Here is a 26,302-nt window from a genome sequence, read left to right on the forward strand (position 1 = left end):
AAGAATTTCATGTTCAGGATAAAGAGAATTATGGCAGGAAAAACGAGGGGCGCGGCAGATCCGCGCCCACAAGAAAATTAAAGCAGCTGCGCCAAACGGTTAAGGTCTGACTGGATAGCCCCCGCGGTGACGTCACGACCGGCACCCGGTCCGCGGATCACCAGTGGGTTATCGCGGTACCAGCGGCTTTCGATGGCAAACACGTTATCGCACGGCAGCAACGACGCCAGCGGATGTTCAGGCCGAACCGCTTCCACGCCGACACGCGCTTTACCATTAGCATCGAAGCGCGCTACGTGGCGCAGCACCAGCCCCATTTCACTGGCAGCCTCGAAACGCTGCAGCATCTGCTGGTTCAGCGCATCGCCGTTTTCGAAGAACTGATCGACAGAACCCTGCTCGGCACCCGCAGGCACCAGCGATTCAACTCGCACCTGATTCGGTTCAATATCGTAGCCCGCCTCGCGCGCCAGGATCACCAGCTTGCGCATCACGTCCTGGCCGGAGAGATCGACCCGCGGATCGGGTTCGGTCAGCCCCTGCTGCCAGGCCTGATCCACCAGTTCGGTAAACGGCACCGTGCCGTCGAACTGCAGGAACAACCAGGAAAGCGTGCCGGAGAAGATGCCGCTGATCGCCAGAATGCTGTCACCGCTGTCGCGCAGATCGCGCACCGTATGGTTGACCGGCAGGCCGGCGCCGACGGTAGCGTTATACAACCAGTGGCGACCGGTTTTGGCGAAGGCATCGCGGATTTGACGATAATTATCGCTGCACGATGCCCCCGCCAATTTATTGGCGCTGATCACATGGAAGCCGTAGCTGGCGAAATCCAGATACTGCTCGGCCAGTTCTTCACTGGCGGTCACGTCAAGCACCACCAAATCGTCGAACGGATGAGCACGCATCCACAGGAACAAGGACTCTTCATCCAGCTCCTGCGCTTCGTCCTCAAAGAATGCCAGGGCACGGCTGGCATCCAGCCCGTCGTAATTCAGCAGGCTACGGCGGCTGTCTACTACGCCCGCCAGGCTGAACTCAAAGCCGCTGCGGGCAGAAATATTTTTCTGCTCGCGGGCAAACAGCTCCAGCCAGCGTGCGCCGATGTTGCCTTTGCCGAACAGCACCAGGCCAATACGTTTTTCCGCGCGGAACAGAGTCTGGTGCAGGCCCTGGATCAGCAACGCGGTTGGCCCCTGACGCAACACCGCCACCAGGCTGATGCCGTCTTCGGCCTGCCAGATAAACTCGACCGGCTGGTCTTTCAACTGTTGATAGAAGCGGTGACTGTGCAGTGGGTTCTTGCACACACCCGCGCCCACCAGCGCCACCAGCGCCAGTCCTTCACGCAGTCGCAGCTCACCTGGCAGCCCCGCGTCCTGCAAAGTACGCAGCACGCTGTTCACCACTTCCGAGGTGTAACACAGCTGGACCAGATTACGGTCCGGATGAATGCCGATCGCCAGCGGTTTGATCTGCGCGCGCTTAAGCACCAAATCCAGCTCTTTCTGAGCCAGTTTGAAATCATGCTGACTGGCAACGTTCAGCTCAATCAAACACACGTCGTCATGGCTGGTGACAATCTTCGCGCCGGTGCCGGAGGCCAGCACGCGCTCGATGCGCGTTGAGCCTTGTTCCGGCTGATAACTGCAACGCAGTTGCAGATCGATATCACTGCCGGACACCGGCTGCAGGGTGCGTGTATGCAGCACCGGTGCCGCCAGGCGTGCCAGTTCACTGGCCTCATCTAACCGCAGCAGCGGCAACAGGCAGGCATCTTTCACCTTGCGTGGATCGGCGCTGTAAACCCCGGCCACGTCGCTCCAAATGGTCACGCGTTCCGCACCGGCCAGCGCACCGACCTGGGTAGCGGAATAGTCACTGCCGTTACGCCCCAACAGCACGGTTTCACCGGCGTCGTTGCGTGAAATAAAGCCGGTCACCACCAGGCGTTTACCCGGGTGCTGAGCCAGCAACTGTTGCAGCAGCGGGTAAGAGCGGCCTTCATCCACTTGTGGCTGAGCGGCGCGTTCCGCACGCAGGAAATCGCGCGCATCCAGCCAGGCCGCCTGCATATCCAGTTTGTTCAGCACCGCCGCCATCAGCCGCGCCGACCAGATCTCACCGTGCCCCACCACTTCGGCATACACGGCATCGTCGAGTTTTTCATCTAGCAACACCGCCAGACGCTCCAGATCCTGAATAAATTCGGCGATCAGCGGCTCGGCGGTTTCCGGCGGTAACAGACCACCGATCAATTCGCTGTGATAGCGGCGCAGCGTCTGCTGAACCTGATGCGCAGAAAGACGATCGCTCTGGCTTAGCTTCAGCCAGCTAATCAGTTGGTTGGTGGTGCTACCGGCCGCCGACACCACCATCATGTCACCCGGTTGGCTGTATTCGGCCATGATCCCGGCCACCCGCAGATAACACTTCACGTCCGCCAGGCTGCTGCCGCCAAACTTGTGCAGTTGACGCCCGCTCACCGGCCCTGCTACCGCAATTGCATTCATGCTTACCTCGTTGCCGCCGCCTGGAAGGCTCGTTCCAGATCGGCAATCAAATCTTCACTGTCTTCAATACCCACGGAGATACGCAGCAGGCTTTCGGAAATACCGGCTGCCGCACGGGCTTCTGCCGCCATACCTGCGTGGGTCATGGTCGCTGCATGCGAGATCAGGCTTTCTACGCCGCCCAGGGATTCTGCCAGAGTAAACAGCTCAAGGGCAGACAGGAAACGACGCAGCAGCGCTTCATCACCGTCCAGTTCAAAGCTGAGCATCGCGCCAAAGCCGCGTTGCTGACGACGTGCAATCTCGTGCCCAGGGTTCTGTGGCAGAGAAGGATGATACAGCTTTTTCACCAAGGGTTGCTGCTGTAAATAACTGACAATCGCATCGGCGTTTTGTTGCGCCGCCTTGATACGTGGCGACAGAGTACGCATGCCGCGCAGCAGCAAATAACTGTCGAACGCGCCGCCGGTTACGCCGATATTATTGGCCCACCACGCCAATTCCACCGCCAGATCTTTATCTTTGGCAATCACCGCGCCGGCCACCACGTCGGAATGGCCATTGAGGTATTTGGTACAGGAATGCACCACCAGATCGGCACCCAACCCAATCGGCTGCTGTAACGCCGGGCTGAGGAAGGTGTTGTCCACCACCGTTAACGCCCCCACGGCATGGGCCGCATCGCAAATCGCCGCGATATCTACCACGCGCAGCAGTGGGTTGCTTGGGCTTTCAATCAGCACCAGCTTGGGTTTTTGCGCCAGCGCCTGCTGCAACGCCTCTTCATTCCCCTGATCGACAAAGAGTACGCGGTAAGCACCACGCTTGCTCAGGCTGTCGAACAGACGATAGCTGCCACCGTAGCAATCATGCGGTGCCACCAGCAGATCCCCGGGTTGCAGGAACACCGTGGTCACCAGGTGGATCGCCGACATCCCGCTGCTGGTCATCACCGCACCGGCGCCGCCTTCCAGTTCTGCCAGCGCCCGTTGGACCACATCACGCGTCGGGTTGCCGCGACGTGAGTAGTCATGAGCACGAGGCTGATTGAAGTCGGTGAAATTATAGGTACTGGAAAGGTGGATCGGCGGGACAACGCAGCCGTACTGTTCGTCATCGTTCAGGCCGCTACGTACGGCAATCGTGGCTGGTTTACGCGTCATAGGGTCTCTCGGCTCTCGGGATTCGGATGAATGAGGCCTAAAGATTAATCGCAGTGAGGATAGACGTCAATACATCTGGACATCTAAACTTCTTTGCGTATAGATTGAGCAAAGCCTTAATACCCGCTAAAATTATGCCAGTTTGAGATGACGATACGATGTTAACCCGGAATGCATAGGCGACGCCTATTGATCGTCCGCATTCAGTGACCCTGGTCGCGTAAAATTGACATTTATTTAGTGAGAACAGTGAAGATCGGGCATAATTGGCCGGTTTTTAGAATTTTGTAATTTTTCTGACAAATTTAAGGTGTCCCATGGCTGAGTGGAACGGCGAGTATGTCAGCCCTTACGCTGAACACGGTAAAAAGAGCGAGCAAGTAAAAAAAATCACGGTATCTATTCCGCTGAAGGTCCTGAAAATCCTCACAGATGAACGGACGCGTCGCCAGGTGAATAACCTGCGCCATGCCACCAACAGCGAATTGCTGTGCGAAGCATTTCTGCACGCCTTTACCGGCCAGCCGCTGCCGAACGACGAAGACCTGCGCAAAGAACGCAGCGATGAAATCCCGGAAGCCGCGAAACTGCTGATGCGTGAATTGGGTGTGGATCCCGATACCTGGGAATACTAAGCGCCGGTCTGCAACTGCAGACGGTAGAAACGAAAAAAGGCGCCGAAGGCGCCTTTTTCATCTGACGATAAGAAATCTTATTTCTTAGCGCCTGGCACGCTGAAACGCTTGTTGAAGCGGTCAACGCGGCCACCGGTAGCAACATCACGCTGCTTGCCAGTGTAGAACGGGTGACATTCGCCACAAACGTCCAGGTTCAGATCGTGACCCACTGTAGAGCGGATTTTGATCACGTTACCGCAAGAGCAGTTAGCAGTAACTTCTTCGTATTTTGGGTGGATACCTTGTTTCATGGGAAACCTCAGTTAAGGCCGTGTCGCTATCCAGCCCTGTTTCGCCAGACACCACACGTGGTTGATAAAAAATTTGGTATCGAATTATACCAAAGGCGGCAAATTATACAGAATTAAAAGTACCGCGCAATCGGAACCGTACATTTGCCGGTGCGCCGTGTAAACTGATGGACTGTTTTTTTTACTCTGGATGACCCCATGCCTGTTGTTCACGTTGCTTTGCCGGTACCCCTCGCCCGCACCTTCGACTATCTGCTGCCGCAAGGCCTGCAGCCGGCTGTCGGCGCTCGCGTAGCCGTGCCCTGGGGCAAGCAACGGGCGATCGGTATCGTCACCGGCTGCAGCGAGACCAGCGAATTACCGCTCGATAAGCTCAAACCCATCGACAGCGTAATCGACCACGCCTCCCTGTTCTCCCCCAGCCTGTGGCGCATTCTGCGCTGGGCCAGCGACTATTATCATTATCCGATCGGTGAAGTGCTGTTCCACGCGCTGCCCATCCTGCTGCGCCAGGGGAAACCGGCTGAAACGGCCCCGCTGTGGCAATGGTTCGCTACCGAACAGGGCCGCGCCACGCTGCCAGAGAGCCTGAAGCGAGCGCCCAAACAGCAGCAGGCGCTGGCCGCGCTGCTGCAGCGCCCGGTCTATCGCCACCAGGTCAGTGAACTGGCATTAACCGAGAGCGCCTTGCAGGCATTGCGCGCCAAGGGGCTGATCGATCTACGGGCACAGACGGTGGCTACGCAGGACTGGCGGCCCGGCTTTGAAGTGTTGGGTGAGCGGCTGCGGCTGAATACCGAACAGGCCACCGCAGTAGGTGCCATCCGCAGCGAAGACGACCAGTTTGCCACCTGGCTGCTGGCCGGGGTCACCGGTTCCGGCAAGACCGAAGTCTATCTCAGCGTGCTGGAAAATATTCTGGCAGCAGGTAAGCAGGCGCTGGTGCTGGTACCGGAAATCGGCCTGACACCGCAGACCATTGCCCGCTTTCGCGAGCGCTTCAATGCGCCGGTGGAGGTGCTGCACTCCGGCCTCAATGACAGCGAACGTCTGTCAGTCTGGCTGCGCGCCCGCAGCGGCGAGGCGGCGATTGTCATCGGTACCCGTTCGGCGCTGTTTACCCCGTTCTCTCGACTGGGCGTGATCATCATCGACGAAGAGCACGACAGCTCTTATAAACAGCAGGAAGGCTGGCGCTATCACGCCCGCGATTTGGCGGTATTCCGCGCCCGCGAGGAAAACATCCCAATGGTGATGGGCACCGCCACACCGGCGCTGGAAACCCTGCACAATGTGCAATTGGGTAAATATCGCCAGCTCAAACTCACCCAACGTGCGGGTAACGCCAAACCAGCGGCGCAGCACCTGATCGATCTAAAAGGCCTGCCGCTGAAGGTGGGTCTTTCGCAGCCGCTGCTGAAAAGCATGCAACACCATTTGAAGGCCGGTAATCAGGTGATGCTGTTCCTGAACCGGCGCGGTTATGCCCCGGCGCTGCTATGCCACGAGTGCGGCTGGATCGCCGAGTGCCAGCGTTGCGATCATTACTACACCTTCCACCAGAATCATCGTCAACTGCGCTGCCACCACTGTGACAGCCAGCGACCGGTCCCCCACCAGTGCCCTCAATGCGGCTCTACCCATCTGGTGTCGGTCGGCGTCGGCACCGAACAGTTGGAAAACGAACTGGCGCCGCTGTTCCCGGAAATCCCGATCACCCGTATCGATCGCGATACCACCAGCCGCAAGGGTTCGCTAGAGCAGCATCTGGCAGATATTCACCGCGGCGGCTCGCGCATTTTGATCGGCACCCAGATGCTGGCCAAGGGTCACCACTTCCCGGATGTCACGCTGGTAGCCCTGCTGGACGTCGATGGCGCGCTGTTCTCAGCCGACTTCCGTTCCGCAGAACGCTTTGCCCAGCTGTACACCCAGGTCTCCGGTCGGGCAGGCCGCGCCGGTAAGCCCGGAGAGGTGCTGTTACAGACCCACCACCCGGAACACCCACTGCTGCAAATTCTGCTGCAACAGGGCTACGACGCCTTTGCCAAACAAACGCTGGCAGAGCGCAATAGCGTGTTCCTGCCGCCTTACACCAGCCATATTATCGTGCGTTCGGAAGATCACGATAACCAGCAGGCCCCCCAATTCTTGCAGCAGCTGCGCAACCTGTTGGAGGCCAGCCCGCTGAAAGACGATTCGCTGTGGGTGATGGGGCCGGTCCCGGCACTGCAGTCGAAACGCGGTGGCCGCTTCCGCTGGCAATTGCTATTGCAACACCCTTCTCGGCGGGTGCTGCAACAGATAATGAAAAGCTCCCTGCCCCTGGTCAGCACCCTGCCGCAGGCGCGTAAGGTGAAGTGGACGCTGGACATTGATCCTATAGACAGTTGAACCCAGAAAAGTCCGATTCAGTTCCTACCAGGCAAACGTTTACCCTTGAAATTGCGAGCGAACGCTAAAAAACCTTCCCAGGTCACACTTTTTATGCAAATTAGGTAACAAAGGCAGGACATATTCTGTTTAGAATGTCTGTGAAGGCAATTTTGTCACCTCTTGCAGCAGCGTGACGGAATGTTTGAACGCGGATGGCGCTAAATGATAACAACACCACCGCACGGTAAGAATTTGTGAGCAACTGAAGTAGTCGCGTTGGCATGGGGCTAACGCAAGGAGAAAGGCGTTGGAACACAAGAAAGAGTTACCCATGGCAACCATGAAAGACGTTGCCGAAATGGCGGGCGTTTCAACGGCAACCGTGTCGCGTGCGCTGATGAACCCGGAAAAGGTGTCAACGCCGACGCGTCAGAAAGTGGAACAGGCCGTGCTGGCCGTGGGCTATTCTCCTCATGCCCTCTCCCGCAATATCAAACGTAACGAATCCCGAACCATCCTGGTGATCGTCCCCGACATTTGCGATCCGTTTTTCGCCGATGTGATCCAGGGGATCGAGCAAACCGCAGCACAACAGGGCTACCTGGTGCTGATTGGCGATTGCGCGCAGCAAAACCAGCAGGAACGCACCTTCGTCAATCTGATCATCACCAAACAAATCGATGGCATGCTGCTGCTCGGTTCCAATTTGCCGTTCGATGCCAGCAAGGAAGAGCAGCGTAATCTGCCGCCGATGGTGATGGCCAACGAGTTTGCCCCGGAGCTGGAACTGCCGACGGTTCACATCGATAACCTGACCGCCGCCTTCGAAGCCGTACATTATTTGCATCAGCTCGGTCACAAGCAAATCGCCTGTGTCGCCGGGCCGGAGCAGATGCCGCTCAGCCATTATCGGCTGCAAGGTTACATTCAGGCGCTACGTCGTAATGGCATTAGCGTCGAAAGCAGCTATATTACCCGGGGTGATTTCACCTACGAAGCGGGTGCTCAGGCGCTCGCGGCGTTGATGGCACAGCCAAAACCGCCGACGGCCGTCTTCTGCCACAGTGACGTCATGGCGATCGGCGTGCTGTCGCAGGCGAAAAAGATGGGGTTGCGAGTCCCGCAGGACCTGTCTATCGTCGGCTTTGACGACATCAAACTGGCACAGTATTGCGACCCGCCGTTAACCACGGTGGCTCAACCCCGTTACCAGATTGGCCAGCAGGCAATGTTGTTGCTGTTGGAGCAGCTACACGGACAGACAGTGGCAAGTGGCTCCCGGCTATTGGACAGTGAATTGATTATCAGAGGCAGCACCGCTGCCCCTAAACGCTAGTCAAATATTTTAGGGTTCAGTAACATGACGGACTTATCCCCTCATCAGGACACAGCGGAATAATAGTGGCACAAAAAGACTATGTAAGCCGAGGGCGCGCAGCAGGAGCTAAGCGTAAAACCCCCAGCCGTAAAAAACGCAGTTCTCCGAAGGTCTCCAAAACCGTGTTGGCGCTGGCCGTCGCACTTCTGGTGATCTTTATCGGTGGCCTCTATTTCATAACGCACAACAAGCCGGATGACACTCCGCTGCTGCCTGTGCATAGCAGTCGTCCGGGCAACGGCTTGCCGCCAAAGCCGGAAGAGCGTTGGCGCTACATCAAAGAGCTGGAGAATCGTCAGATTGGCGTGCAAACCCCGACCGAACCTACGGCCGGCGGCACCACCAACACCAAGACTCAGTTGACTGCAGAACAACGCCAACTGCTGGATCAGATGCAGGCAGATATGCAACAACGCCCAACGCAGCTGAATGAAGTGCCGTATAACGACCCTTCACAGGCCGCTGCCCGTAGCCGTCTGCAGCAACAGCAGCAGGTGCAACAACAGCAGATCCAGCAGCAGCAGGTAGCTCAACCGCGCAATCCGTTTAACAGCGGCGCGACGACAGCACCGGTGCAGCAGCCGGCTCAGCCCAAGCCACAACCCAAGCCGCAGACGGTGACACCGCCGCCGGTGCAGGTTAAGCAGCCGAAACCTGAGGTCAAACCGGAAACCAAGCCGGAAGTGAAACAGGAAACGGCCAAGCAGGAAACCAAACCTGAGTCGAAGCAGAAGTGGATGGTGCAGTGTGGCTCATTCCGCGCAACCGATCAGGCGGAGTCCGTGCGTGCGCGTCTGGCGTTTGAGGGTATTGAAAGCCGTATCACCGCCGGCGGTGGCTGGAACCGTGTGGTGCTCGGCCCTTACAGCAGCCGGGCTGCTGCGGACAAAACCCTGTCGCGCCTGAAGGGCGTAGGCATGTCAAGTTGCATTCCCCTCTCCGTTGGGGGTTGAAAAGCGTCAATCCCCCCCCATCTATACTCTCAATATGCCTCGTAGTGTCTGTGCAAGCAGATACTGCGAGGGCTTCTTTCCGTCTTCAACGAGGGTCTGCTCGTGACAACAATTGTAAGCGTACGCCGCAACGGCCAGGTAGTGATCGGTGGCGATGGCCAGGCTACCTTGGGCAATACGGTAATGAAGGGCAACGTGAAGAAAGTGCGTCGCCTGTATAACGATAAAGTGATTGCCGGTTTTGCCGGTGGTACCGCGGATGCCTTCACGCTGTTTGAGCTGTTCGAGCGCAAGCTGGAAATGCATCAGGGTCACCTGGTGAAAGCGGCCGTTGAATTAGCAAAAGACTGGCGTACCGACCGCATGCTGCGCAAGCTTGAAGCGCTGCTGGCGGTAGCGGATGAAAACTCCTCGCTGATCATCACCGGTAACGGTGACGTGATCCAGCCTGAAAATGATTTGATTGCGATTGGCTCCGGCGGTCCGTACGCCCAGGCAGCCGCCCGCGCGATGTTGGAAAATACCGAGCTGAGCGCCCGCGAAATTGTTGATAAGTCCCTCAACATCGCCGGTGACATCTGTATTTACACCAACCATTTCCACACCATTGAAGAATTGCCTTCCAAAGCGTAAGGATCGAATACTATGTCTGAAATGACCCCGCGCGAGATCGTCAGCGAACTGGACAGCTACATCATTGGCCAGAACAAAGCCAAACGTGCCGTTGCCATTGCCCTGCGTAACCGCTGGCGCCGGATGCAGCTCAACGAGATGCTGCGTCATGAAGTCACGCCAAAGAACATTCTGATGATCGGCCCGACCGGTGTCGGTAAAACCGAAATCGCCCGTCGCCTGGCAAAACTGGCCAATGCGCCGTTCATCAAGGTTGAAGCCACCAAGTTCACCGAAGTGGGCTACGTCGGGAAAGAAGTGGATTCCATCATCCGCGATCTGACCGATGCCGCGATCAAAATGGTGCGTCTGCAGTCCATCGACAAGAACCGTACCCGCGCCGAAGAGCTGGCAGAAGAGCGCATCCTTGACGCACTGCTGCCTCCGGCCAAGAACAACTGGGGCCAGGCGGAAGAGCATCAGGAGCCGTCCGCGGCACGCCAGGCATTCCGCAAGAAACTGCGTGAAGGCCAGTTGGACGACAAAGAAATCGAGATCGATCTGGCTGCTGCGCCGATGGGCGTAGAAATCATGGCGCCTCCAGGCATGGAAGAGATGACCAACCAGCTGCAGTCGATGTTCCAGAACCTCGGCGGCCAGAAGCAGAAACCACGCAAGCTGAAGATCAAAGAAGCCTTCAAACTGCTGGTGGAAGAAGAAGCGGCCAAGCTGGTGAACCCGGAAGAGCTGAAAGAACAGGCGATCGAAGCGGTTGAACAGCACGGCATCGTGTTTATCGACGAGATCGACAAAATCTGTAAGCGCGGCGGCCAAAGCTCCGGCCCGGACGTCTCTCGCGAAGGCGTGCAGCGCGACCTGCTGCCGCTGGTGGAAGGCTGTACCGTTTCCACCAAGCACGGCATGGTGAAAACCGATCACATTCTGTTTATCGCTTCCGGCGCATTCCAGACCGCCAGCCCATCAGACTTGATCCCTGAGCTGCAGGGCCGCTTGCCGATCCGCGTTGAGTTGCAGGCGCTGACCACCGAAGATTTCGAGCGTATTCTGACCGAGCCAAGCGCTTCGCTGACCGAGCAGTACAAAGCGCTGATGGGCACCGAAGGCGTCAATATTGAGTTCACCGCCGAAGGTATCCGCCGTATCGCTGAAGCCGCATGGCAGGTTAACGAAAGCACCGAAAACATCGGCGCGCGTCGTTTGCACACCGTGCTTGAGCGTCTGATGGAAGATATTTCCTATGATGCGAGTGAAATTAACGGTCAATCCATTACAATTGATGCGGATTACGTACGTAATCATCTGGATGAACTGGTAGCGGATGAAGATTTGAGTCGTTTTATCCTATAATCGCTCAATCATGTCCAGTCAGTCATCTGTGGGAGGCATTATGCCTCCCACAATTATTTCTAACGGACGCAGCCACTAACTCTGAAGCGAAAAATGAGCTCATCAACTACCACCTCCCCGGCCAGAGCCTGGCTTGAAAGTTTACGACCGCGCACCCTGCCGCTGGCCTTTGCCTCGATCGTCGTCGGTTCTGCCATAGCCGCCTGGCAAGGTAGCCTGAAGCCTGGCGTGGCACTGCTGGCACTGCTGACGGCCGGCCTGCTACAAATTCTCTCCAACCTGGCGAACGACTATGGCGATGCGGTAAAAGGCAGCGACAAAGAAGACCGTATCGGGCCGCTACGTGGCATGCAAAAAGGCATGATCACCCAGGCGCAGATGAAACGTGCGCTGATAGTGACGGTGGTATTGATCACTCTGGCTGGCTGTTCACTGATCGCCGTAGCCTGTGAACAACCCAGCGACGTGGTGGGCTTCCTGGTGCTGGGCGGGCTTTCTATCGTCGCCGCCATTACCTATACCGTGGGCAACAAACCCTATGGTTATTTAGGCCTGGGTGATATTTCGGTGCTGGTATTTTTCGGCTGGCTAAGCGTTGCAGGCACCTTCTACCTGCAAACCCACACCTTTGACAGCATCGTGATGCTGCCGGCCACCGCCTGCGGCCTGCTGGCTGCTGCCGTGCTCAATATCAATAATCTGCGCGATATCGAAAGCGACCGTGCCAACGGCAAGAATACCCTGGCAGTCCGACTTGGGCCGCAGAAGGCACGTTATTACCACGTGTTGCTGCTGATCGGTGCGGTGGCGTGCTTTACGCTGTTCACGCTGCTTAACCTGCATAGCCTGTGGGGCTGGCTGTTTGTCTTGGCCATCCCGTTGCTGGTCCGCCATGGCTTGCGCGTGTTGCGCGATCCGACCCCTGCCGGCATGCGACCTATGCTGGAACATATGGTTAAGGCCGCGTTGCTGGCCAATGTGTTGTTCGCTATTGGCGTGGTGCTCAGTTAGCCATCGAACTGATGATTTTGCCAACAGGGCGAATAAAGGGATATACTGGTTATTCCAGCGGCAAACAGACGTAAAATCCTATGAAATACGATACTTCCGAACTTTGCGACATCTATCACGAAGAGGTGAACGTAGTTGAGCCTCTATTCTCCAATTTTGGCGGGCGTACTTCATTTGGCGGGCAAATCACTACGGTGAAATGCTTTGAGGATAACGGCCTGTTATTCGAGTTGCTTGAAGAAAACGGCCGCGGTCGCGTCCTGGTGATTGACGGTGGCGGCTCGGTACGTCGTGCCCTGATCAACGCAGAACTGGCGCGTCTGGCAACTCAGAACGAATGGGAAGGCATCGTGGTTTACGGTGCGGTTCGTCAGGTAGACGATCTGGAAGAGTTGGACATCGGCATTCAGGCGATGGCGGCCATTCCGGTGGGTGCCGCCAGTGAGAGCATTGGCGAAAGCGACATCCGCGTTAACTTCGGCGGTGTGACGTTCTTCTCCGGCGATCATCTGTATGCTGACAATACCGGTATTATCCTGTCCGAGGATCCACTCGATATCGAGTAATCTTCAGATATGAAAAAGGGCGCCTTGGGCGCCCTTTTCGATCGTGCAATCCGGAATCAGACTTCTTCCATTTTGCCCAACAGCGCACGCAAGCGGTCTTGCCATACGTGCTGCTCTTCTTTCAGTTGCTGGTTCTCACGTACCAGCGATTCGTGGTTGCCGGAGGCAGCCTGAACTTCCTGTGAAAGAGTGTTGTTTTTGTCTTTCAGCTCTTCAATTTCCATCTGCAGCAGGGTGATGGTATCGATCGCCTGCTGAACTTTTGATTCCAATTTCTCAAATACTTCAAATGACATTCTTCAGTCCCCTCATGATAGCAAGGCGTACATCTATAGGTAACGGCCGCAACTCAGGTTGCAACTGCTGCGAATATGCATCGCGCCAAGTGACACACGCTTTTATTGAAAATAACGCGCCTGTCTCGATAAAACGCTTCTTTCGATAAAAACGATTGTAAGTAGCCTGTCCCCGACTGTCTAGCAACATCCGGCTCAACGCGCAGTCTGTTGCAATTTTCCTGCCGTCACCATCAGCAAAAACTGAAAATACCCAGGGTGCGTAAATTGATTTGTTAACGAACGGTGGCTGGAACACTGGTCAGATCACAGTTTTATGGTGCAGAAAGAACACAAAACGACGCGAATTCGCTCAATTTTATGACTCAGCACACACATTTTGATTTCGCTATTTCTCGTTTATGTTCGTTAACGATAAATTTACATCACGTCCTCAATTAATAATTGGACGAGATGAAAAAAACTGTACCCATAGGCCGGGTTGATGCACACCCTGAGCCTATAAACCCACAACCGCCGTTTTGCAGGACAACAACATTATGAGCCAAACCACCAGTCCGACCCTAAAAGGCCAATGTATCGCTGAGTTCCTCGGCACCGGCCTGTTGATATTTTTTGGCGTAGGCTGCGTTGCCGCGCTGAAACTGGCTGGCGCCAGCTTCGGTCAATGGGAAATCAGTATCATTTGGGGCCTGGGCGTTGCCATGGCCATCTACCTGACCGCTGCCATCTCCGGTGCGCATCTCAACCCGGCGGTGACCATCGCGCTGTGGTTGTTTGCCTGCTTTGACGGGCGCAAAGTACTGCCTTACATCGTCGCACAGATCGCCGGAGCCTTCTGCGCAGCAGCGCTGGTCTACGGGTTGTATTACAACCTGTTCTTCGACTTTGAAGCGGTCAACCATATGGTGCGCGGCAGCGACGAAAGCCTGGCCCTGGCCGGTATCTTCTCCACCTACCCTAATGCACACATCTCCGTTGGCCAGGCTTTCCTGGTTGAAACGGTGATTACCGCGATCCTGATGTGCCTGATCCTGGCGCTGACCGATGACGGTAACGGCATTCCACGCGGCCCGCTGGCACCGCTGTTAATCGGTATTCTGATTGCCGTGATCGGCGCCTCTATGGGACCATTGACCGGCTTTGCGCTGAACCCGGCCCGTGACTTCGGCCCGAAAATGTTCGCTTATCTGGCTGGCTGGGGCAAAGTGGCCTTCACCGGTGCGCGTGATATTCCGTACTTCCTGGTGCCTATCTTTGGCCCAATCATCGGTGCCTGCCTGGGTGCCTTTGGCTACCGCATGCTCATTGGCCGCAATCTGCCGTGTGATGTCTGTGTAGACGAAGAACAACCCGCCGCCAAGGCTCAGCAGCGTAAAGCGTGATTGGCACAGTTTTAAAACGGTTAACAACAGCAGGACTAAAATCATGACTGTAGAAAAAAAATACATTGTCGCTCTCGACCAGGGAACTACCAGTTCACGTGCCGTAGTGCTAGACCACGATGCCAATATTGTTGCGGTGTCGCAGCGTGAATTCACGCAGATTTACCCGAAAGCCGGCTGGGTTGAGCATGATCCGATGGAGATCTGGTCGTCACAAAGCTCCACGCTGGTGGAAGTGCTGGCAAAAGCCGACATCAATTCCGATCAGATCGCCGGTATCGGCATCACCAACCAGCGCGAAACCACCATCGTCTGGGAAAAAGAGACCGGCAAACCGATTTATAACGCCATCGTCTGGCAATGCCGCCGCACCGCCGACATCTGTGAAAAACTCAAACGCGATGGCATGGAAGAGTACATTCGTCACAACACCGGTCTGGTGGTTGACCCGTACTTCTCCGGCACCAAGGTAAAATGGATCCTCGATCACGTTGAAGGCGCCCGTGAACGCGCCAAACGCGGTGAGCTGCTGTTCGGTACTGTCGACACCTGGCTGGTGTGGAAAATGACCCAAGGGCGGGTGCATGTGACCGATTACACCAACGCCTCACGTACCATGATGTTCAACATCCATGAGCTGGACTGGGATGAACGCATGCTGGAAGCGCTGGATATCCCGCGCGCCATGCTGCCAAAAGTCCGTTCGTCTTCTGAAGTGTACGGCCAGACCAACATCGGGGGTAAAGGCGGTACGCGTATCCCTATCGCCGGTATCGCCGGTGACCAGCAGGCGGCGCTGTACGGCCAACTGTGCGTTCAACCGGGCATGGCGAAAAACACCTACGGCACCGGCTGCTTCCTGCTGATGAACACCGGCAAAGAAGCGGTACGTTCTAACCACGGCCTGCTGACCACTATCGCCTGCGGCCCACGCGGCGAAGTGAACTATGCGCTGGAAGGGGCCGTCTTCATTGGCGGCGCCTCCATTCAGTGGCTGCGCGATGAGCTGAAACTGATCAGCGATGCGGCCGACTCCGAATACTTCGCCACCAAGGTGAAAGACAGCAACGGCGTGTACGTGGTACCGGCCTTCACCGGCCTGGGCGCACCTTACTGGGACCCGTATGCCCGTGGCGCCATCTTCGGCCTGACCCGCGGCGCGAACAGCAACCACATCATTCGTGCCACGCTGGAATCCATTGCCTACCAGACGCGCGACGTGCTGGATGCCATGCAAGCCGACTCCAACACTCGCCTGCAATCGCTGCGTGTGGACGGTGGCGCGGTCGCTAACAACTTCCTGATGCAGTTCCAGTCTGACATCCTCGGTACTCGTGTAGAGCGTCCTGAGGTGCGTGAGTCGACGGCACTGGGTGCCGCATTCCTGGCAGGCCTGGCTATCGGCTACTGGAATGACCTGGATGAAGTGAAGAGCAAAGCGGTCATCGAGCGTGAGTTCCGCCCAAGCATTGAAACCACCGAGCGTAACTTCCGTTACAGCGGTTGGAAAAAAGCGGTTGCCCGCGCACAAGCCTGGGAAGAGCACGACTAACGCTTGTTTGCCCGGTTAACCCCCATCATGCGCTGCCTCCGGGCGGCGCATTTTTTTGCCCCGCCCCCGCCGCCGCGTGCTGTGATAAACTTTGCCGATATTTTCTTCCTTTCTCACAGACAGGTTTTGCCATGAAACGTGAATTAGCCATCGAATTTTCCCGCGTTACCGAAGCCGCCGCGCTGGCGGGCTATAAATGGCTGGGACGCGGCGACAAGAACGCCGCCGACGGCGCTGCGGTCAACGCAATGCGCATTATGCTCAATAAAGTGGATATCGATGGCCGCATCGTGATCGGCGAAGGCGAAATTGATGAAGCGCCGATGCTGTATATCGGCGAGCAGGTCGGCAGCGGCCAGGGCGACGCGGTGGATATCGCCGTCGATCCCATCGAAGGCACACGCATGACCGCCATGGGCCAGCCCAATGCGTTGGCAGTGCTGGCGGTGGGCGATCGCGGTACCTTCCTGCACGCCCCTGACATGTATATGGAAAAACTGGTGGTGGGCCCGGCAGCGCGCGGCGCTATCGATCTTAACCTGCCGCTGGCTGAGAACCTGAACAACGTCGCGGTCTGCCTGGGCAAGCCACTGAGCCAACTGACGGTGGTGATCCTGGCCAAGCCGCGTCACGATGGCGTTATTGCCCAGATGCAGCAGCTCGGGGTGCGAGTGTTCGCTATCCCCGACGGCGACGTGGCGGCCTCAATTCTGAGCTGCATGCCAGACAGTGAAGTCGACGTGATGTACGGTATCGGCGGCGCGCCGGAAGGGGTAATTTCTGCCGCGGTGATCCGTGCTCTGGACGGTGATATGCAGGCACGCCTGCTGCCGCGTCATCAGGTCAAAGGCGACAGCGCCGAGAATCGTCGCATCGGCGAAGAGGAGCTGGCACGCTGTAAAGAGATGGGGATTGAAGCCGGCAAGGTACTGCTGCTGGATGATATGGCGCGCAACGACAACGTGATTTTCTCCGCCACCGGCATCACCAAGGGCGATTTGTTGGAGGGGATTAGCCGTCAGGGCAATATGGCCACCACGGAAACGCTGTTGATCCGCGGCAAGTCACGCACTATCCGCCGCATCCGCTCGACCCATTATCTGGATCGTAAAGACCCGGCGCTGCACGAGTTTCTGCTGTAATTAAACAGGGCGCCGAAGGCGCCCTGTTCGTTTTATACGGTATGTCCCTGATGCTGCATCCGGTGGGACAACGGCCACCAGCACAGCAGAATCAGTAACGCCATGGCAAACATCAGCAGGCCAAGGCTAAACTGCCCGGTCTGCGGCAACATGGCGGAAAGCCAGGTCGCCAGGCCGGAGCCCATATTCTGCATGCCCCCGACCAACGCGCCAGCCGCACCGGCCAGATAGGGGAATGGCTCCATCGCCCCGGTGGTCGCCAGCGGAAACATCATACCGGCCCCGAAGAAGAACAACGCCGCAGGTACAATCAGCGTCCAGATGTTCATCACGCCAAACCACCCTGGGATCCACATCATCAGGCCCGCCAGCAGGCAACTGATCACCGAATGCCACACCAGGCTGTGGAAGGTTTTACCGTCACGACCGGCATACCAGGCCCCAAAGAACGCCGCCGGAATTGGCAGAATAAACAGGATACTGACGGTCAGACCGCTCAGACCCAGCACGCCGCCCATCAGCACGCCACAGCTGGCTTCAAAGACCGCAATCCCCGCCAAAGCGCCAATCAGCATCACCAGATAGCAACTGAAGGTCCCGTCGGCCAGCAGCTTGCGGAAGCTTGCCAGCATTCGTCGTTTCTCGGTCTGCTGCGGGCGGGTTTCTGGTAGCCAGCGGAACATGGCGAAAGCCACACCGGCACAGAGTACCAACAGGAAGGCATAGCAGGCACGCCAGCCAAATACCATCGCCAATGCTCCGCCGATGATCGGCGCCAGCAGCGGGCTAACCAGAATCCCCATGTTAAGCAGGCTGTTGGCATAGCGCAGCGAGGTACCGGCATACAGATCACGCGGCATGGTTCGCGCCATCACCCCAGCCACACCGGTCCCCATCCCCTGAATGGCACTGGCGGCAACCAGCATCGTCAGGTTATTGGACAACAGCGCACCCAGAGCGCCAATCATGAAAATCATCATCCCGGCCAGGATCACCGGGCGGCGGCCAATACGGTCCGACAGCGGGCCGTAAATCAGCTGCGAGAAACCATAGGTCATCAGATAGGCCGCCATCACGCGCTGCACCGCACCGGAACGTACCGAGAAATCTTTAGCGATATCAGCGACAACGGGGACATAAATGGTTTGTGCCATCTGACCGACGGCCACTAACAGGGTAAGCATCACCAACAGGTGAAAGTTTTCTATTTTTCTCATTATCTTCGTTAACGTATTAACTCGTCACAGCGTCCCGGTATGGCCCGAAAATCAGCCAGAACGGCGAGCAGCCCTCTATGGCGGCATAAGCTAACAAATCTGATTTTTTTAGCGAGTTTCAGACAGATATTGATCTCCGTCACAGTGGCAGCAAAGCCAACCAGCCTCGTAAATTAAACTGTACGTCTACCGCTTATGGGTTAAAAATGGCAAACTTTCAATAGTTTGGCTTTAGCATTTAATCGATAATTATTTTCATCATCTTGAAATAAAATAACACCATAGGGATTGGGTTTATGAAAACAACAGAGCTGATTTTATTGCAGTTAAAAACCCTGGGGCCACATTCAGCCAAAATGCTGGCTGAGCGTCTGGACATCACCCCCATGGGTATCCGTCAGCATCTGCAATCCCTGGAGAAACGTGAGCTGGTTGATTACGAGGAAGCGCGTACCAAAGTAGGTCGCCCCACCCGTTACTGGTCGCTGACCCATCAGGGCCACGCCCAGTTTGCCAATGGCCACGATCGGCTGGCGGCGGAGATGTTGGGATCTGCCCATCAGTTGTTTGGCGCTGAAGAGGTGGAGCAGCTACTGAATGCGCGCGAAGACAAGCTTTATCAGCGCTATGCCGAACAGCTGTCAGAGGAAACCTGCCATCAGGCCAAACTCACCCGACTGGTGCGTCTGCGGCAGCATGATGGCTACATGGCCGAACTGGTTGAGCATCCGCAGGGCATGTTACTGGTGGAAAACCACTGCCCGATCGGCGTGGCGGCCACCGCCTGCAGTAGCCTGTGCAACTCGGAGCTGCAACTGTTTAACCGTTTGTTTGGCCACGGCTATCGCATAGAGCGTACTGCGCACGCTATTTCCGGTTCACGACATTGCGCTTATTTGATTCGACGATTGGAGCTTTAGAGTATGGCTGACTGGGTTAATGGCAAGGTTACGCAAGTCACGCAATGGACAGACGGGCTGTTCAGCATTACCGTCCATGCCCCCATTGCTCCTTTTACCGCCGGGCAATTTGCCAAACTGGCGCTGGAAATTGACGGCGAGCGCGTGCAACGCGCCTATTCCTACGTCAACGCTCCCAGTGACCCAAATCTGGAGTTTTATCTGGTTACCGTGCCGGAAGGTAAACTGAGCCCACGCCTCAATCAGCTGCAGCCGGGGTCGGAAGTGATGGTGACCAAAGAGGCCGCCGGATTTTTCGTGCTGGAGGAAGTGCCTGAATGCGACACCCTGTGGATGTTAGCAACCGGTACCGCGATTGGCCCTTACCTGTCGATGCTGCAGGAAGGCAAAGACCTGGAGCGTTTCAAAAACCTGGTGCTGGTACATGCCACCCGCTTTGCGCGCGATCTCAGCTACCTGCCGCTGATGCAACAATTACAGCAGCGCTACAACGGTAAACTGCGCATTCAGACTATCGTTAGTCGCGAAGAAGTCAGCGGTTCACTGACGGGCCGCGTGCCGGCGCTGATCGAGGATGGCCGGCTGGAAGCAGCGGTGGGATTACCCCTCGACGCTGAAACTGACCACGTCATGCTGTGCGGTAACCCGCAAATGGTGCGGGATACCCAACAAACGCTGAAAGATCAGCGGCAGATGCGCAAGCACCTGCGCCGCAAGCCGGGCCATATCACCAGCGAGCAATACTGGTAAGCTGTTACCTCAGTCCGCGCCGAACTTCACCGGTTCGGCCGGTGGGCCAAAACGGTTGGTGTCGGGCGTGCCAACAAACGCGCCCAAATCGATCATCATCATCACAATGATCAGCGTCGGGACAAACCGCCCGACGCCCCATTGCCAGAGCGGGGCCAGCATTTGCCAGTTGCCCGCCGCCAGCAACCACGCCAGGATCAGCAACAACGCCCACCAGCCTGCTTTGTTGCGGTCGTGCAGCCGTTTCACCAGCACTGCCGCCGTCGGCCACAGCAACCCCACGATAAAGAATGCAATGGTCTGGATATCCACCAGTTCACGACTGGCCAGAGAAAAAGCCACCGCCATCAGCAGCAACCATAACACCATCCAAATCCAGAAATCACGCCGCCCAATTCGGCCCTTAAACGAAAAGCACCACTGTTGTATTGTCATTGAATCCTGCATTGTTAGCCTGCCCATATTCTGCCGTGCAGTGTAACATAGGCGCTGCAGGGCGAAGATTTCCGCCCTGCATTACGCGGAGTAACGCACAGCTTTCCTGTCAGCAAGCGATAATGGCGCGGGATCTTTGACAACCCCCCTCGGTTATCGCTTTAATCGGAGCCATCTTTGTTCTTGATGTCGTATGCCATGCTGAGAAAAACCATCGCCATCGCCTGCCTGTTGTTGGGTATCAGCAGTGCCTGGGCCGATCCGCCGGATGCCGCCGTCAGTGCGTCGCCCACCGCGCCGTACCTGCTGGCCGGGGCGCCGACGTTTGATCTGACGGTGGTAAAATTCCGCGAAAAATATAACCGCGACAACCCAACGCTGCCGATTGGTGAATTTCGTGCCATCGCAACGGCAGAAGACGACACGCCGTTGCTGACGCGTGCAGCCAGCAAGTTGAACGAAAATCTCTACGCCTCCATCGCGCTGGAAAAAGGCACCGGCAAAATCAAAACGCTGCAGATCACCCACCTGCCGCTGCAGCAGAGCAGTGAAGAAAAGGCCACCCGCACCATCGCCATCAGTTATATGGCCGCACTGATGCGCCAGTTTGAACCGGCGCTGACGGTGGAAAAAAGCCTGAGCAAAGTGGCTAACCTGTTGGAAAAAGGCAAAGGTTCACGCTTCTACCAACAGCAGATCGGCGCAATCCGTTATGTGGTGGCAGACAACGGCGATAAAGGGATAACTTTCGCTGTTGAACCGGTTAAGCTGGCGTTATCCGAGCCGTAACAGCTGGCTATTTAATGACGAAAAGCAAAGCCTTCGCGCTTAATCATCTCTATACTGTTGGGCAGGTAAACTGCCGGTCCGGCAGTGGTTATTTCGACTCTCGCGTTCCCTTGTTGGAGGAAAAAACATGCGTCATCCATTAGTTATGGGTAACTGGAAGCTCAACGGCAGCACTCACATGGTTAACGAACTGATCGCCGCGCTGCGCAATGAACTGAGCAGCGTTGACGGTTGTGGCGTTGCTATCGCACCACCGGTCATGTATCTGGACCAGGCCAAGCACGCACTGGCCGGCAGCCGCATTGCCCTGGGCGCCCAAAACGTAGACGTGAACCTGTCCGGCGCATTCACCGGTGAAGTTTCCGCCGACATGCTGAAAGATGTTGGTGCTCAATACATCATCATCGGCCACTCCGAGCGTCGCACTTACCACAAAGAAACTGACGCTGCGATCGCCGAAAAATTTGCCGTGCTGAAAACTGCCGGTCTGATCCCAGTGCTGTGCATCGGTGAAACTGACGCAGAAAACGAAGCGGGTAAAACCGAAGAAGTTTGTGCACGCCAGATCGACGCCGTGCTGAAAACCCAGGGTGCTGAAGCCTTTAAAGGCGCGGTTATCGCTTATGAACCAATTTGGGCTATCGGTACCGGTAAGTCTGCTACCCCTGCGCAAGCACAGGCAGTACACAAATTTATCCGCGATCACATCGCCAAGCAGGACGCAGCCGTGGCTGCAGAAGTGATCATCCAGTACGGCGGTTCCGTGAACGACAAGAATGCCGCAGAACTGTTCACCCAGCCGGATATCGACGGCGCGCTGGTTGGCGGCGCATCACTGAAAGCCGATGCTTTCGCCGTGATCGTCAAAGCCGCTGCTGCTGCTAAAAAAGCCTGATTTCACTCTGCTTATAAATAACAAAACCCCGGCTTGCCGGGGTTTTTTATTGTTGCCATTCGTCATCAACGCTTGCTGATTTCGTCGAACACACCGCCAGTGGCAAAGTGCACCTTCTGCGCCTGAGTCCAGCCACCGAAAGTATCATCTACGGTGAACAGCTTCAGTTTCGGGAACTGGTCGGCAAATTTGGCCGCCACTGCCGCATCACGTGGACGGTAATAGTTTTTCGCCGCGATGGTTTGCCCTTCTGGCGTATACAAATACTTCAGGTAAGCCGTAGCGATATCACGGGTACCGCGCTTATCAACCACCTTATCCACCACCGACACGGTCGGCTCAGCCAGAATCGATTCACTCGGGGTGATAATTTCAAACTTGTCCTTGCCCAGCTCTTTTTCCGCCAGCAGCGCTTCGTTTTCCCAGGCGATCAACACATCGCCGATACCACGTTCAACGAAAGTATTGGTTGAGCCGCGCGCACCGGAGTCCAACACTTCGACGTTCTTATACAGGTTTTTAACGAATTCCTGCGCCTTGGCCTGGTCGTTATTGTTCTGATGCAGCGCGTAACCCCAGGCAGCCAGATAGTTCCAGCGTGCACCGCCGGAGGTTTTCGGGTTCGGAGTAATCACCGAGACACCCGGTTTAATCAAATCTGCCCAATCGTGAATTTGTTTTGGGTTGCCTTTTCGCACCAGGAACACAATGGTCGAGGTGTAAGGTGCCGAGTTATCCGGCAGGCGTTTGATCCACTCTTTATCAATGCGTCCGCGCTCGGCGATAGCATCCACGTCATAAGCCAGCGCCAGTGTCACCACGTCGGCCTCAATGCCGTTAATGACCGAGGTCGCCTGCTTGCCTGAACCACCATGCGACTGGCGTACAGTGACTTTATCGCCGGTCTGTTGCTGCCAGTATTTACCGAATGCGGTGTTATATTCCTGATAGAATTCACGCGTCGGGTCGTATGAAACGTTCAGCAATTGGATATCTTTCGCCATGGCACCAGACGCCAGCAGCATGATTGTCAGACCTACACCCCATTTACGCATACGCATCGACTCGCTCTCCCAGGAAAAATAATCGCAACCTCAATCGGTTGATTTAGCATCAGAGCCTGCCAGAAACTCTCCTATCAATTAAAGAATAAAAAATGTTGGGCTAGACGATTATGGAATATATCTGCTGCGAGGGATAAAAAAAGCCTCCGCATGCGGAGGCTTCTATTGCCTGAATTAAAACGGGATCAGTAGAGTTTTTTCGCCGTTTCCAGCCAGTCGCCCTTGAAGGGACGCTTCATATTTTCGATCGCATCAATGATGTCGTGATGCACCATCTTCTCGTTTTGGATACCGACACAGCGACCACCGTAGCCCTGCAACAACAGCTCGATGGCGTAAGCGCCCATGCGGGAAGCCAGAATGCGGTCGTAAGCTACCGGCGAACCACCGCGCTGAATATGACCCAACACGGTGGCGCGGGTTTCACGCTTGGTTTCTTGCTCGATATGGCGCGCCAACTCATCGATATCGCAGATGTGTTCGGTGATCGCCACGATCGCGTGTTTTTTACCTTTGTCGATGCCAGCCTTGATTTCACACACCAGATCTTCGCGGTTGAACTCAATCTCAGGCAACACGATAAACTCGCAACCACCGGCGATAGCCGCCGCCAGCGTCAGATCGCCGCAATAACGTCCCATCACTTCAACGATGGAAATACGCTGATGTGAGGATGAGGTATCGCGCAACCGGTCAATCGCTTCCACCACGGTTTCAAGCGCAGTGAAATAACCAATGGTGTAGTCGGTACCGGCCACGTCGTTATCGATGGTGCCAGGCAGACCGATACAAGGGAAACCCTCTTCCGTCAGGCGTTTGGCACCCATATAGGAACCATCACCGCCAATGACCACCAGCGCATCGATATCGCGGTTTTTCAGGTTTTCAATCGCCTTGGCACGTACGCTGTCGTCTCTGAATTCCGGGAAACGGGCTGAACCGAGGAAGGTGCCGCCGCGATTGATCATATCGGACACGCTGTAGCGGTCCAATTTTTCCATGCGATCTTCGTACAAACCAAGGTAGCCATCGTAAATACCAAAAACTTCCAGACCCTCTGAAAGGGCAGCACGCACAACGCCACGGATCGCAGCGTTCATACCCGGCGAATCACCGCCACTTGTCAGTACACCGATTTTCTTGATCATGACTACCTCTGAACTGTAGATGCAATTTCTTAAGAATTCTGTATTCGCCGATTGTCTTGAAACCTCTCCGGCTGCAGAAAACCAGCTTTACGGCTTATTGCTGGATATTATAACAAAAACACCCAGCTGAATTGATTCAAGTCACGCAATATTGCGGTAAAAAGCCACCATGGCACGCTGAGCTAACCGCAAAACGGCTCTCACCGGCCCTGCATTGATTATAGCTCCCAACGCCCCTGTCGCCCCTCTGGTACCACGGAACAGGGATCCTGATGGATGAGGACATCCGCACCGGGGAAACGATGCAACAATGCCTGTTCCACCTGCTCGGCTAAAAGATGTGCCTGCATCAGTGGCAACGCATCGTCCATCTCCAGATGCAACTGGATAAAACGCGTCGGGCCAGACTGGCGGGTACGCAAATCGTGTGCACCTTTCACCCCTGGCCAGGAAGAAACCACATCAATGATCGCCTGACGTTCATCGTCCGGTAATGCCCTGTCCAGCAGCGATTGCACCGCCTCATGACCCATCCGCAGCGCGCTATAAAGAATGTAGACGCCAATGCCCAATGCAAACAGCGCATCCGCCCGTTGAAAACCGTACCAGCTTAGCGCAAGCGCTATAAGAATAGCACCATTCATCATGACATCTGACTGATAATGCAGCATATCTGCTCGCACCGCCTGACTGCGGGTTTTTCTTACCACCCAACGCTGATATGTGACCAAGAGCAAGGTGCTGAACAAGGCCACCACCGTCACGGCAATACCAATACCGGGATCACGTAGCGTTTCCGGGGAGTACAGATGTTGGAAACCCGTCAGGAACAAAAACAGGGCCGAGCCGGAAATAAACATGCTTTGTGCCAGCGCAGCCAATGACTCGGCCTTACCGTGCCCGAAAGTGTGTTCCTCGTCAGCCGGCTGCAGCGAATAACGCACCACCAGCAGATTAGTCAGCGATGCGGCGATATCCACCAAAGAATCCACCAACGCCGCCAGCAAGCTCACTGAACCGGTGTGGTACCAGGCGACAATTTTGATCATTAACAGTATGGAGGCCAATGCGGTGGCAGCTAACGCAGCGGATTTCACCAGACGCGCATATTGCGGTTCCATAACCCATCCCGGTTAAACATTAAGAGGGTCAATATAGCGGAATGATGGACAAAAAAAACCCCGCCATCATGGCGGGGGAAGACAGGGATGGTGTCTATGGCAAGGAAAAACAGGGACTACTCAGTCATACTTAACTTCTGGGCAGAAGTTTGCTGCAAACCAGAAATTTGTTGCTCCATCTGCTGCATGCGCTGCTGATGCTTCTGGTCTAAAACACTTTTTTGCTGTGGCGTCAGCAGGTTATACATTTGGTTGCGCACTCTGGCCATTTCGACCTGGCGCTTAACCTGTTGCTGAGCCATCTGTTCCGCCTGGGCATACACGGCGGCTTCATCAAATTTGTCTGCGGTCACCAGCTTATGCATGGCTTCCATTTCAGCTACATTGACACCAGGCAGATCGTGGCGCGCCTGGCGCATTAAATCGCGCATTTGCTGACGCTGCTCTTCGGTCAGGCTGACACCATCAAACATATGGTGCTGACCGGGTGCTCTGGTCATCGCGTCGCTTCCGGGAGTCGGTACAGTTTCCGATGTAGTGTCGGCAGCGAACGCAGCGGTAGAACCTATTGCCAGCATTGATGCCATAACTAATGCGGTCACCTTACGCATTTTAACTCCTCGTGCTTTCTCACTTTGCGAATCAACGAGGAGCAGTGTACTGCTGCACCTGCAAACATGCGTCAGTGCATGTAAAACTACGTAAAGTCATGGAATGCCA

Annotated in this window: 25 protein-coding genes; 15 read left to right on the forward strand and 10 right to left on the reverse strand. The window is 55.9% G+C overall.

The window, feature by feature from the left end; genetic code table 11:
* Positions 1-77 precede the first annotated feature (77 nt).
* Together BEI65_RS14050 and metB are read right to left on the reverse strand one after the other, a co-directional pair.
* On the reverse strand, positions 78-2,513 hold the full coding sequence (locus BEI65_RS14050) for a bifunctional aspartate kinase/homoserine dehydrogenase II (protein ID WP_099063871.1): 2,436 nt from the start codon (positions 2,511-2,513) through the stop codon (positions 78-80).
* 2 nt (positions 2,514-2,515) lie between these two features.
* Positions 2,516-3,676: a cystathionine gamma-synthase gene (metB, locus tag BEI65_RS14055; RefSeq protein WP_012147460.1), complete on the reverse strand. Its 1,161-nt coding sequence runs from the start codon at positions 3,674-3,676 to the stop codon at positions 2,516-2,518.
* Between the two features lie 317 nt (positions 3,677-3,993).
* On the opposite strand from metB, the gene metJ reads away from it, so the two are divergent.
* Complete coding sequence (gene metJ / locus BEI65_RS14060) at positions 3,994-4,311, forward strand: met regulon transcriptional regulator MetJ (protein WP_012147461.1); 318 nt, start codon at positions 3,994-3,996, stop codon at positions 4,309-4,311.
* Between the two features lie 77 nt (positions 4,312-4,388).
* On the opposite strand, the gene rpmE is transcribed toward metJ, so the two are convergent.
* A complete protein-coding gene (rpmE, locus tag BEI65_RS14065; RefSeq protein ID WP_012147462.1) occupies positions 4,389-4,604 on the reverse strand; it encodes a 50S ribosomal protein L31 in 216 nt (71 codons plus the stop codon).
* A gap of 198 nt (positions 4,605-4,802) precedes the next feature.
* Between rpmE and priA the strand changes: the two genes are divergently transcribed.
* From priA to rraA, 7 genes are all read left to right on the forward strand, one after another.
* On the forward strand, positions 4,803-6,998 hold the full coding sequence (priA, locus tag BEI65_RS14070) for a primosomal protein N' (protein WP_099063872.1): 2,196 nt from the start codon (positions 4,803-4,805) through the stop codon (positions 6,996-6,998).
* Positions 6,999-7,287: 289 nt separating this feature from the next.
* Positions 7,288-8,316 carry a DNA-binding transcriptional regulator CytR gene (gene cytR / locus BEI65_RS14075; RefSeq protein ID WP_099063873.1) on the forward strand — a complete coding sequence of 343 codons (1,029 nt, stop codon included), beginning with the start codon at positions 7,288-7,290 and terminating at the stop codon, positions 8,314-8,316.
* Between the two features lie 65 nt (positions 8,317-8,381).
* Positions 8,382-9,311 (forward strand): cell division protein FtsN, encoded by a 930-nt coding sequence (gene ftsN / locus BEI65_RS14080; RefSeq protein ID WP_099063874.1) that lies wholly within the window; start codon positions 8,382-8,384, stop codon positions 9,309-9,311.
* 102 nt (positions 9,312-9,413) lie between these two features.
* The gene (gene hslV, locus BEI65_RS14085; protein ID WP_012147466.1) at positions 9,414-9,944 is read left to right on the forward strand and encodes an ATP-dependent protease subunit HslV; all 531 of its coding nucleotides are present in this window, start codon (positions 9,414-9,416) and stop codon (positions 9,942-9,944) included.
* Positions 9,945-9,956: 12 nt separating this feature from the next.
* Positions 9,957-11,291 (forward strand): HslU--HslV peptidase ATPase subunit, encoded by a 1,335-nt coding sequence (hslU, locus tag BEI65_RS14090; RefSeq protein WP_085120017.1) that lies wholly within the window; start codon positions 9,957-9,959, stop codon positions 11,289-11,291.
* Positions 11,292-11,384: 93 nt separating this feature from the next.
* Positions 11,385-12,302: a 1,4-dihydroxy-2-naphthoate polyprenyltransferase gene (locus BEI65_RS14095; protein ID WP_099063875.1), complete on the forward strand. Its 918-nt coding sequence runs from the start codon at positions 11,385-11,387 to the stop codon at positions 12,300-12,302.
* 80 nt (positions 12,303-12,382) lie between these two features.
* A complete protein-coding gene (gene rraA / locus BEI65_RS14100; RefSeq protein ID WP_020837546.1) occupies positions 12,383-12,868 on the forward strand; it encodes a ribonuclease E activity regulator RraA in 486 nt (161 codons plus the stop codon).
* Between the two features lie 56 nt (positions 12,869-12,924).
* On the opposite strand, the gene zapB is transcribed toward rraA, so the two are convergent.
* A complete protein-coding gene (gene zapB, locus BEI65_RS14105; protein WP_012147470.1) occupies positions 12,925-13,164 on the reverse strand; it encodes a septal ring assembly protein ZapB in 240 nt (79 codons plus the stop codon).
* A 539-nt stretch (positions 13,165-13,703) separates the two neighbouring features.
* On the opposite strand from zapB, the gene BEI65_RS14110 reads away from it, so the two are divergent.
* From BEI65_RS14110 to glpX, 3 genes are all read left to right on the forward strand, one after another.
* Complete coding sequence (locus BEI65_RS14110) at positions 13,704-14,549, forward strand: MIP/aquaporin family protein (RefSeq protein WP_099063876.1); 846 nt, start codon at positions 13,704-13,706, stop codon at positions 14,547-14,549.
* 43 nt (positions 14,550-14,592) lie between these two features.
* Positions 14,593-16,101 (forward strand): glycerol kinase GlpK, encoded by a 1,509-nt coding sequence (gene glpK / locus BEI65_RS14115; protein WP_099063877.1) that lies wholly within the window; start codon positions 14,593-14,595, stop codon positions 16,099-16,101.
* A 131-nt stretch (positions 16,102-16,232) separates the two neighbouring features.
* The gene (gene glpX / locus BEI65_RS14120) at positions 16,233-17,243 is read left to right on the forward strand and encodes a class II fructose-bisphosphatase (protein ID WP_099063878.1); all 1,011 of its coding nucleotides are present in this window, start codon (positions 16,233-16,235) and stop codon (positions 17,241-17,243) included.
* A 32-nt stretch (positions 17,244-17,275) separates the two neighbouring features.
* On the opposite strand, the gene emrD is transcribed toward glpX, so the two are convergent.
* On the reverse strand, positions 17,276-18,460 hold the full coding sequence (emrD, locus tag BEI65_RS14125) for a multidrug efflux MFS transporter EmrD (protein ID WP_099063879.1): 1,185 nt from the start codon (positions 18,458-18,460) through the stop codon (positions 17,276-17,278).
* Positions 18,461-18,756: 296 nt separating this feature from the next.
* On the opposite strand from emrD, the gene BEI65_RS14130 reads away from it, so the two are divergent.
* On the forward strand, positions 18,757-19,380 hold the full coding sequence (locus BEI65_RS14130) for a metalloregulator ArsR/SmtB family transcription factor (RefSeq protein ID WP_099063880.1): 624 nt from the start codon (positions 18,757-18,759) through the stop codon (positions 19,378-19,380).
* Between the two features lie 3 nt (positions 19,381-19,383).
* The gene (fpr, locus tag BEI65_RS14135) at positions 19,384-20,130 is read left to right on the forward strand and encodes a ferredoxin--NADP(+) reductase (RefSeq protein WP_099063881.1); all 747 of its coding nucleotides are present in this window, start codon (positions 19,384-19,386) and stop codon (positions 20,128-20,130) included.
* Between the two features lie 9 nt (positions 20,131-20,139).
* Here the strand turns inward: fpr and BEI65_RS14140 are convergent, their stop codons facing one another.
* The gene (locus tag BEI65_RS14140) at positions 20,140-20,565 is read right to left on the reverse strand and encodes a DUF805 domain-containing protein (RefSeq protein WP_099063882.1); all 426 of its coding nucleotides are present in this window, start codon (positions 20,563-20,565) and stop codon (positions 20,140-20,142) included.
* 198 nt (positions 20,566-20,763) lie between these two features.
* Here BEI65_RS14140 and BEI65_RS14145 point away from each other — a divergent pair, with 198 nt between their 5' ends.
* Positions 20,764-21,354: a DUF1454 family protein gene (locus BEI65_RS14145; RefSeq protein ID WP_099063883.1), complete on the forward strand. Its 591-nt coding sequence runs from the start codon at positions 20,764-20,766 to the stop codon at positions 21,352-21,354.
* 127 nt (positions 21,355-21,481) lie between these two features.
* Positions 21,482-22,249, forward strand: a complete 768-nt coding sequence (tpiA, locus tag BEI65_RS14150; RefSeq protein ID WP_085120028.1) for a triose-phosphate isomerase — start codon at positions 21,482-21,484, stop codon at positions 22,247-22,249.
* A 65-nt stretch (positions 22,250-22,314) separates the two neighbouring features.
* Here tpiA and BEI65_RS14155 read toward each other — a convergent pair whose 3' ends face one another.
* The 4 genes from BEI65_RS14155 to cpxP all read right to left on the reverse strand — a co-directional run bounded on the left by BEI65_RS14155 (position 22,315) and on the right by cpxP (position 26,193).
* Positions 22,315-23,304, reverse strand: a complete 990-nt coding sequence (locus BEI65_RS14155) for a sulfate ABC transporter substrate-binding protein (RefSeq protein ID WP_099063943.1) — start codon at positions 23,302-23,304, stop codon at positions 22,315-22,317.
* Positions 23,305-23,498: 194 nt separating this feature from the next.
* Positions 23,499-24,461 carry a 6-phosphofructokinase gene (pfkA, locus tag BEI65_RS14160; RefSeq protein ID WP_085120029.1) on the reverse strand — a complete coding sequence of 321 codons (963 nt, stop codon included), beginning with the start codon at positions 24,459-24,461 and terminating at the stop codon, positions 23,499-23,501.
* Positions 24,462-24,679: 218 nt separating this feature from the next.
* A complete protein-coding gene (gene fieF / locus BEI65_RS14165; protein ID WP_099063884.1) occupies positions 24,680-25,582 on the reverse strand; it encodes a CDF family cation-efflux transporter FieF in 903 nt (300 codons plus the stop codon).
* 116 nt (positions 25,583-25,698) lie between these two features.
* On the reverse strand, positions 25,699-26,193 hold the full coding sequence (gene cpxP, locus BEI65_RS14170; protein WP_099063885.1) for a cell-envelope stress modulator CpxP: 495 nt from the start codon (positions 26,191-26,193) through the stop codon (positions 25,699-25,701).
* Between the last annotated feature and the right edge of the window lie 109 nt (positions 26,194-26,302).

It is taken from the genome of Serratia sp. BW106 (assembly GCF_002607755.1).
In the GTDB taxonomy this organism is placed as follows: Bacteria; Pseudomonadota; Gammaproteobacteria; order Enterobacterales; family Enterobacteriaceae; genus Serratia; species Serratia proteamaculans.

What these genes read in the sequence shown, in the direction of transcription:
- BEI65_RS14050 (WP_099063871.1), bottom strand. Translation starts at nt 2,513, where the DNA reads ATGAATGCAATTGCGGTAGCAGGGCCGGTGAGCGGGCGTCAACTGCAC.
- metB (WP_012147460.1), bottom strand. Translation starts at nt 3,676, where the DNA reads ATGACGCGTAAACCAGCCACGATTGCCGTACGTAGCGGCCTGAACGAT.
- metJ (WP_012147461.1), top strand. Translation starts at nt 3,994, where the DNA reads ATGGCTGAGTGGAACGGCGAGTATGTCAGCCCTTACGCTGAACACGGT.
- rpmE (WP_012147462.1), bottom strand. Translation starts at nt 4,604, where the DNA reads ATGAAACAAGGTATCCACCCAAAATACGAAGAAGTTACTGCTAACTGC.
- priA (WP_099063872.1), top strand. Translation starts at nt 4,803, where the DNA reads ATGCCTGTTGTTCACGTTGCTTTGCCGGTACCCCTCGCCCGCACCTTC.
- hslU (WP_085120017.1), top strand. Translation starts at nt 9,957, where the DNA reads ATGTCTGAAATGACCCCGCGCGAGATCGTCAGCGAACTGGACAGCTAC.
- BEI65_RS14095 (WP_099063875.1), top strand. Translation starts at nt 11,385, where the DNA reads ATGAGCTCATCAACTACCACCTCCCCGGCCAGAGCCTGGCTTGAAAGT.
- rraA (WP_020837546.1), top strand. Translation starts at nt 12,383, where the DNA reads ATGAAATACGATACTTCCGAACTTTGCGACATCTATCACGAAGAGGTG.
- zapB (WP_012147470.1), bottom strand. Translation starts at nt 13,164, where the DNA reads ATGTCATTTGAAGTATTTGAGAAATTGGAATCAAAAGTTCAGCAGGCG.
- BEI65_RS14110 (WP_099063876.1), top strand. Translation starts at nt 13,704, where the DNA reads ATGAGCCAAACCACCAGTCCGACCCTAAAAGGCCAATGTATCGCTGAG.
- glpK (WP_099063877.1), top strand. Translation starts at nt 14,593, where the DNA reads ATGACTGTAGAAAAAAAATACATTGTCGCTCTCGACCAGGGAACTACC.
- glpX (WP_099063878.1), top strand. Translation starts at nt 16,233, where the DNA reads ATGAAACGTGAATTAGCCATCGAATTTTCCCGCGTTACCGAAGCCGCC.
- emrD (WP_099063879.1), bottom strand. Translation starts at nt 18,460, where the DNA reads ATGAGAAAAATAGAAAACTTTCACCTGTTGGTGATGCTTACCCTGTTA.
- BEI65_RS14130 (WP_099063880.1), top strand. Translation starts at nt 18,757, where the DNA reads ATGAAAACAACAGAGCTGATTTTATTGCAGTTAAAAACCCTGGGGCCA.
- fpr (WP_099063881.1), top strand. Translation starts at nt 19,384, where the DNA reads ATGGCTGACTGGGTTAATGGCAAGGTTACGCAAGTCACGCAATGGACA.
- BEI65_RS14140 (WP_099063882.1), bottom strand. Translation starts at nt 20,565, where the DNA reads ATGACAATACAACAGTGGTGCTTTTCGTTTAAGGGCCGAATTGGGCGG.
- BEI65_RS14145 (WP_099063883.1), top strand. Translation starts at nt 20,764, where the DNA reads ATGCTGAGAAAAACCATCGCCATCGCCTGCCTGTTGTTGGGTATCAGC.
- tpiA (WP_085120028.1), top strand. Translation starts at nt 21,482, where the DNA reads ATGCGTCATCCATTAGTTATGGGTAACTGGAAGCTCAACGGCAGCACT.
- BEI65_RS14155 (WP_099063943.1), bottom strand. Translation starts at nt 23,304, where the DNA reads ATGCGTAAATGGGGTGTAGGTCTGACAATCATGCTGCTGGCGTCTGGT.
- pfkA (WP_085120029.1), bottom strand. Translation starts at nt 24,461, where the DNA reads ATGATCAAGAAAATCGGTGTACTGACAAGTGGCGGTGATTCGCCGGGT.
- fieF (WP_099063884.1), bottom strand. Translation starts at nt 25,582, where the DNA reads ATGGAACCGCAATATGCGCGTCTGGTGAAATCCGCTGCGTTAGCTGCC.
- cpxP (WP_099063885.1), bottom strand. Translation starts at nt 26,193, where the DNA reads ATGCGTAAGGTGACCGCATTAGTTATGGCATCAATGCTGGCAATAGGT.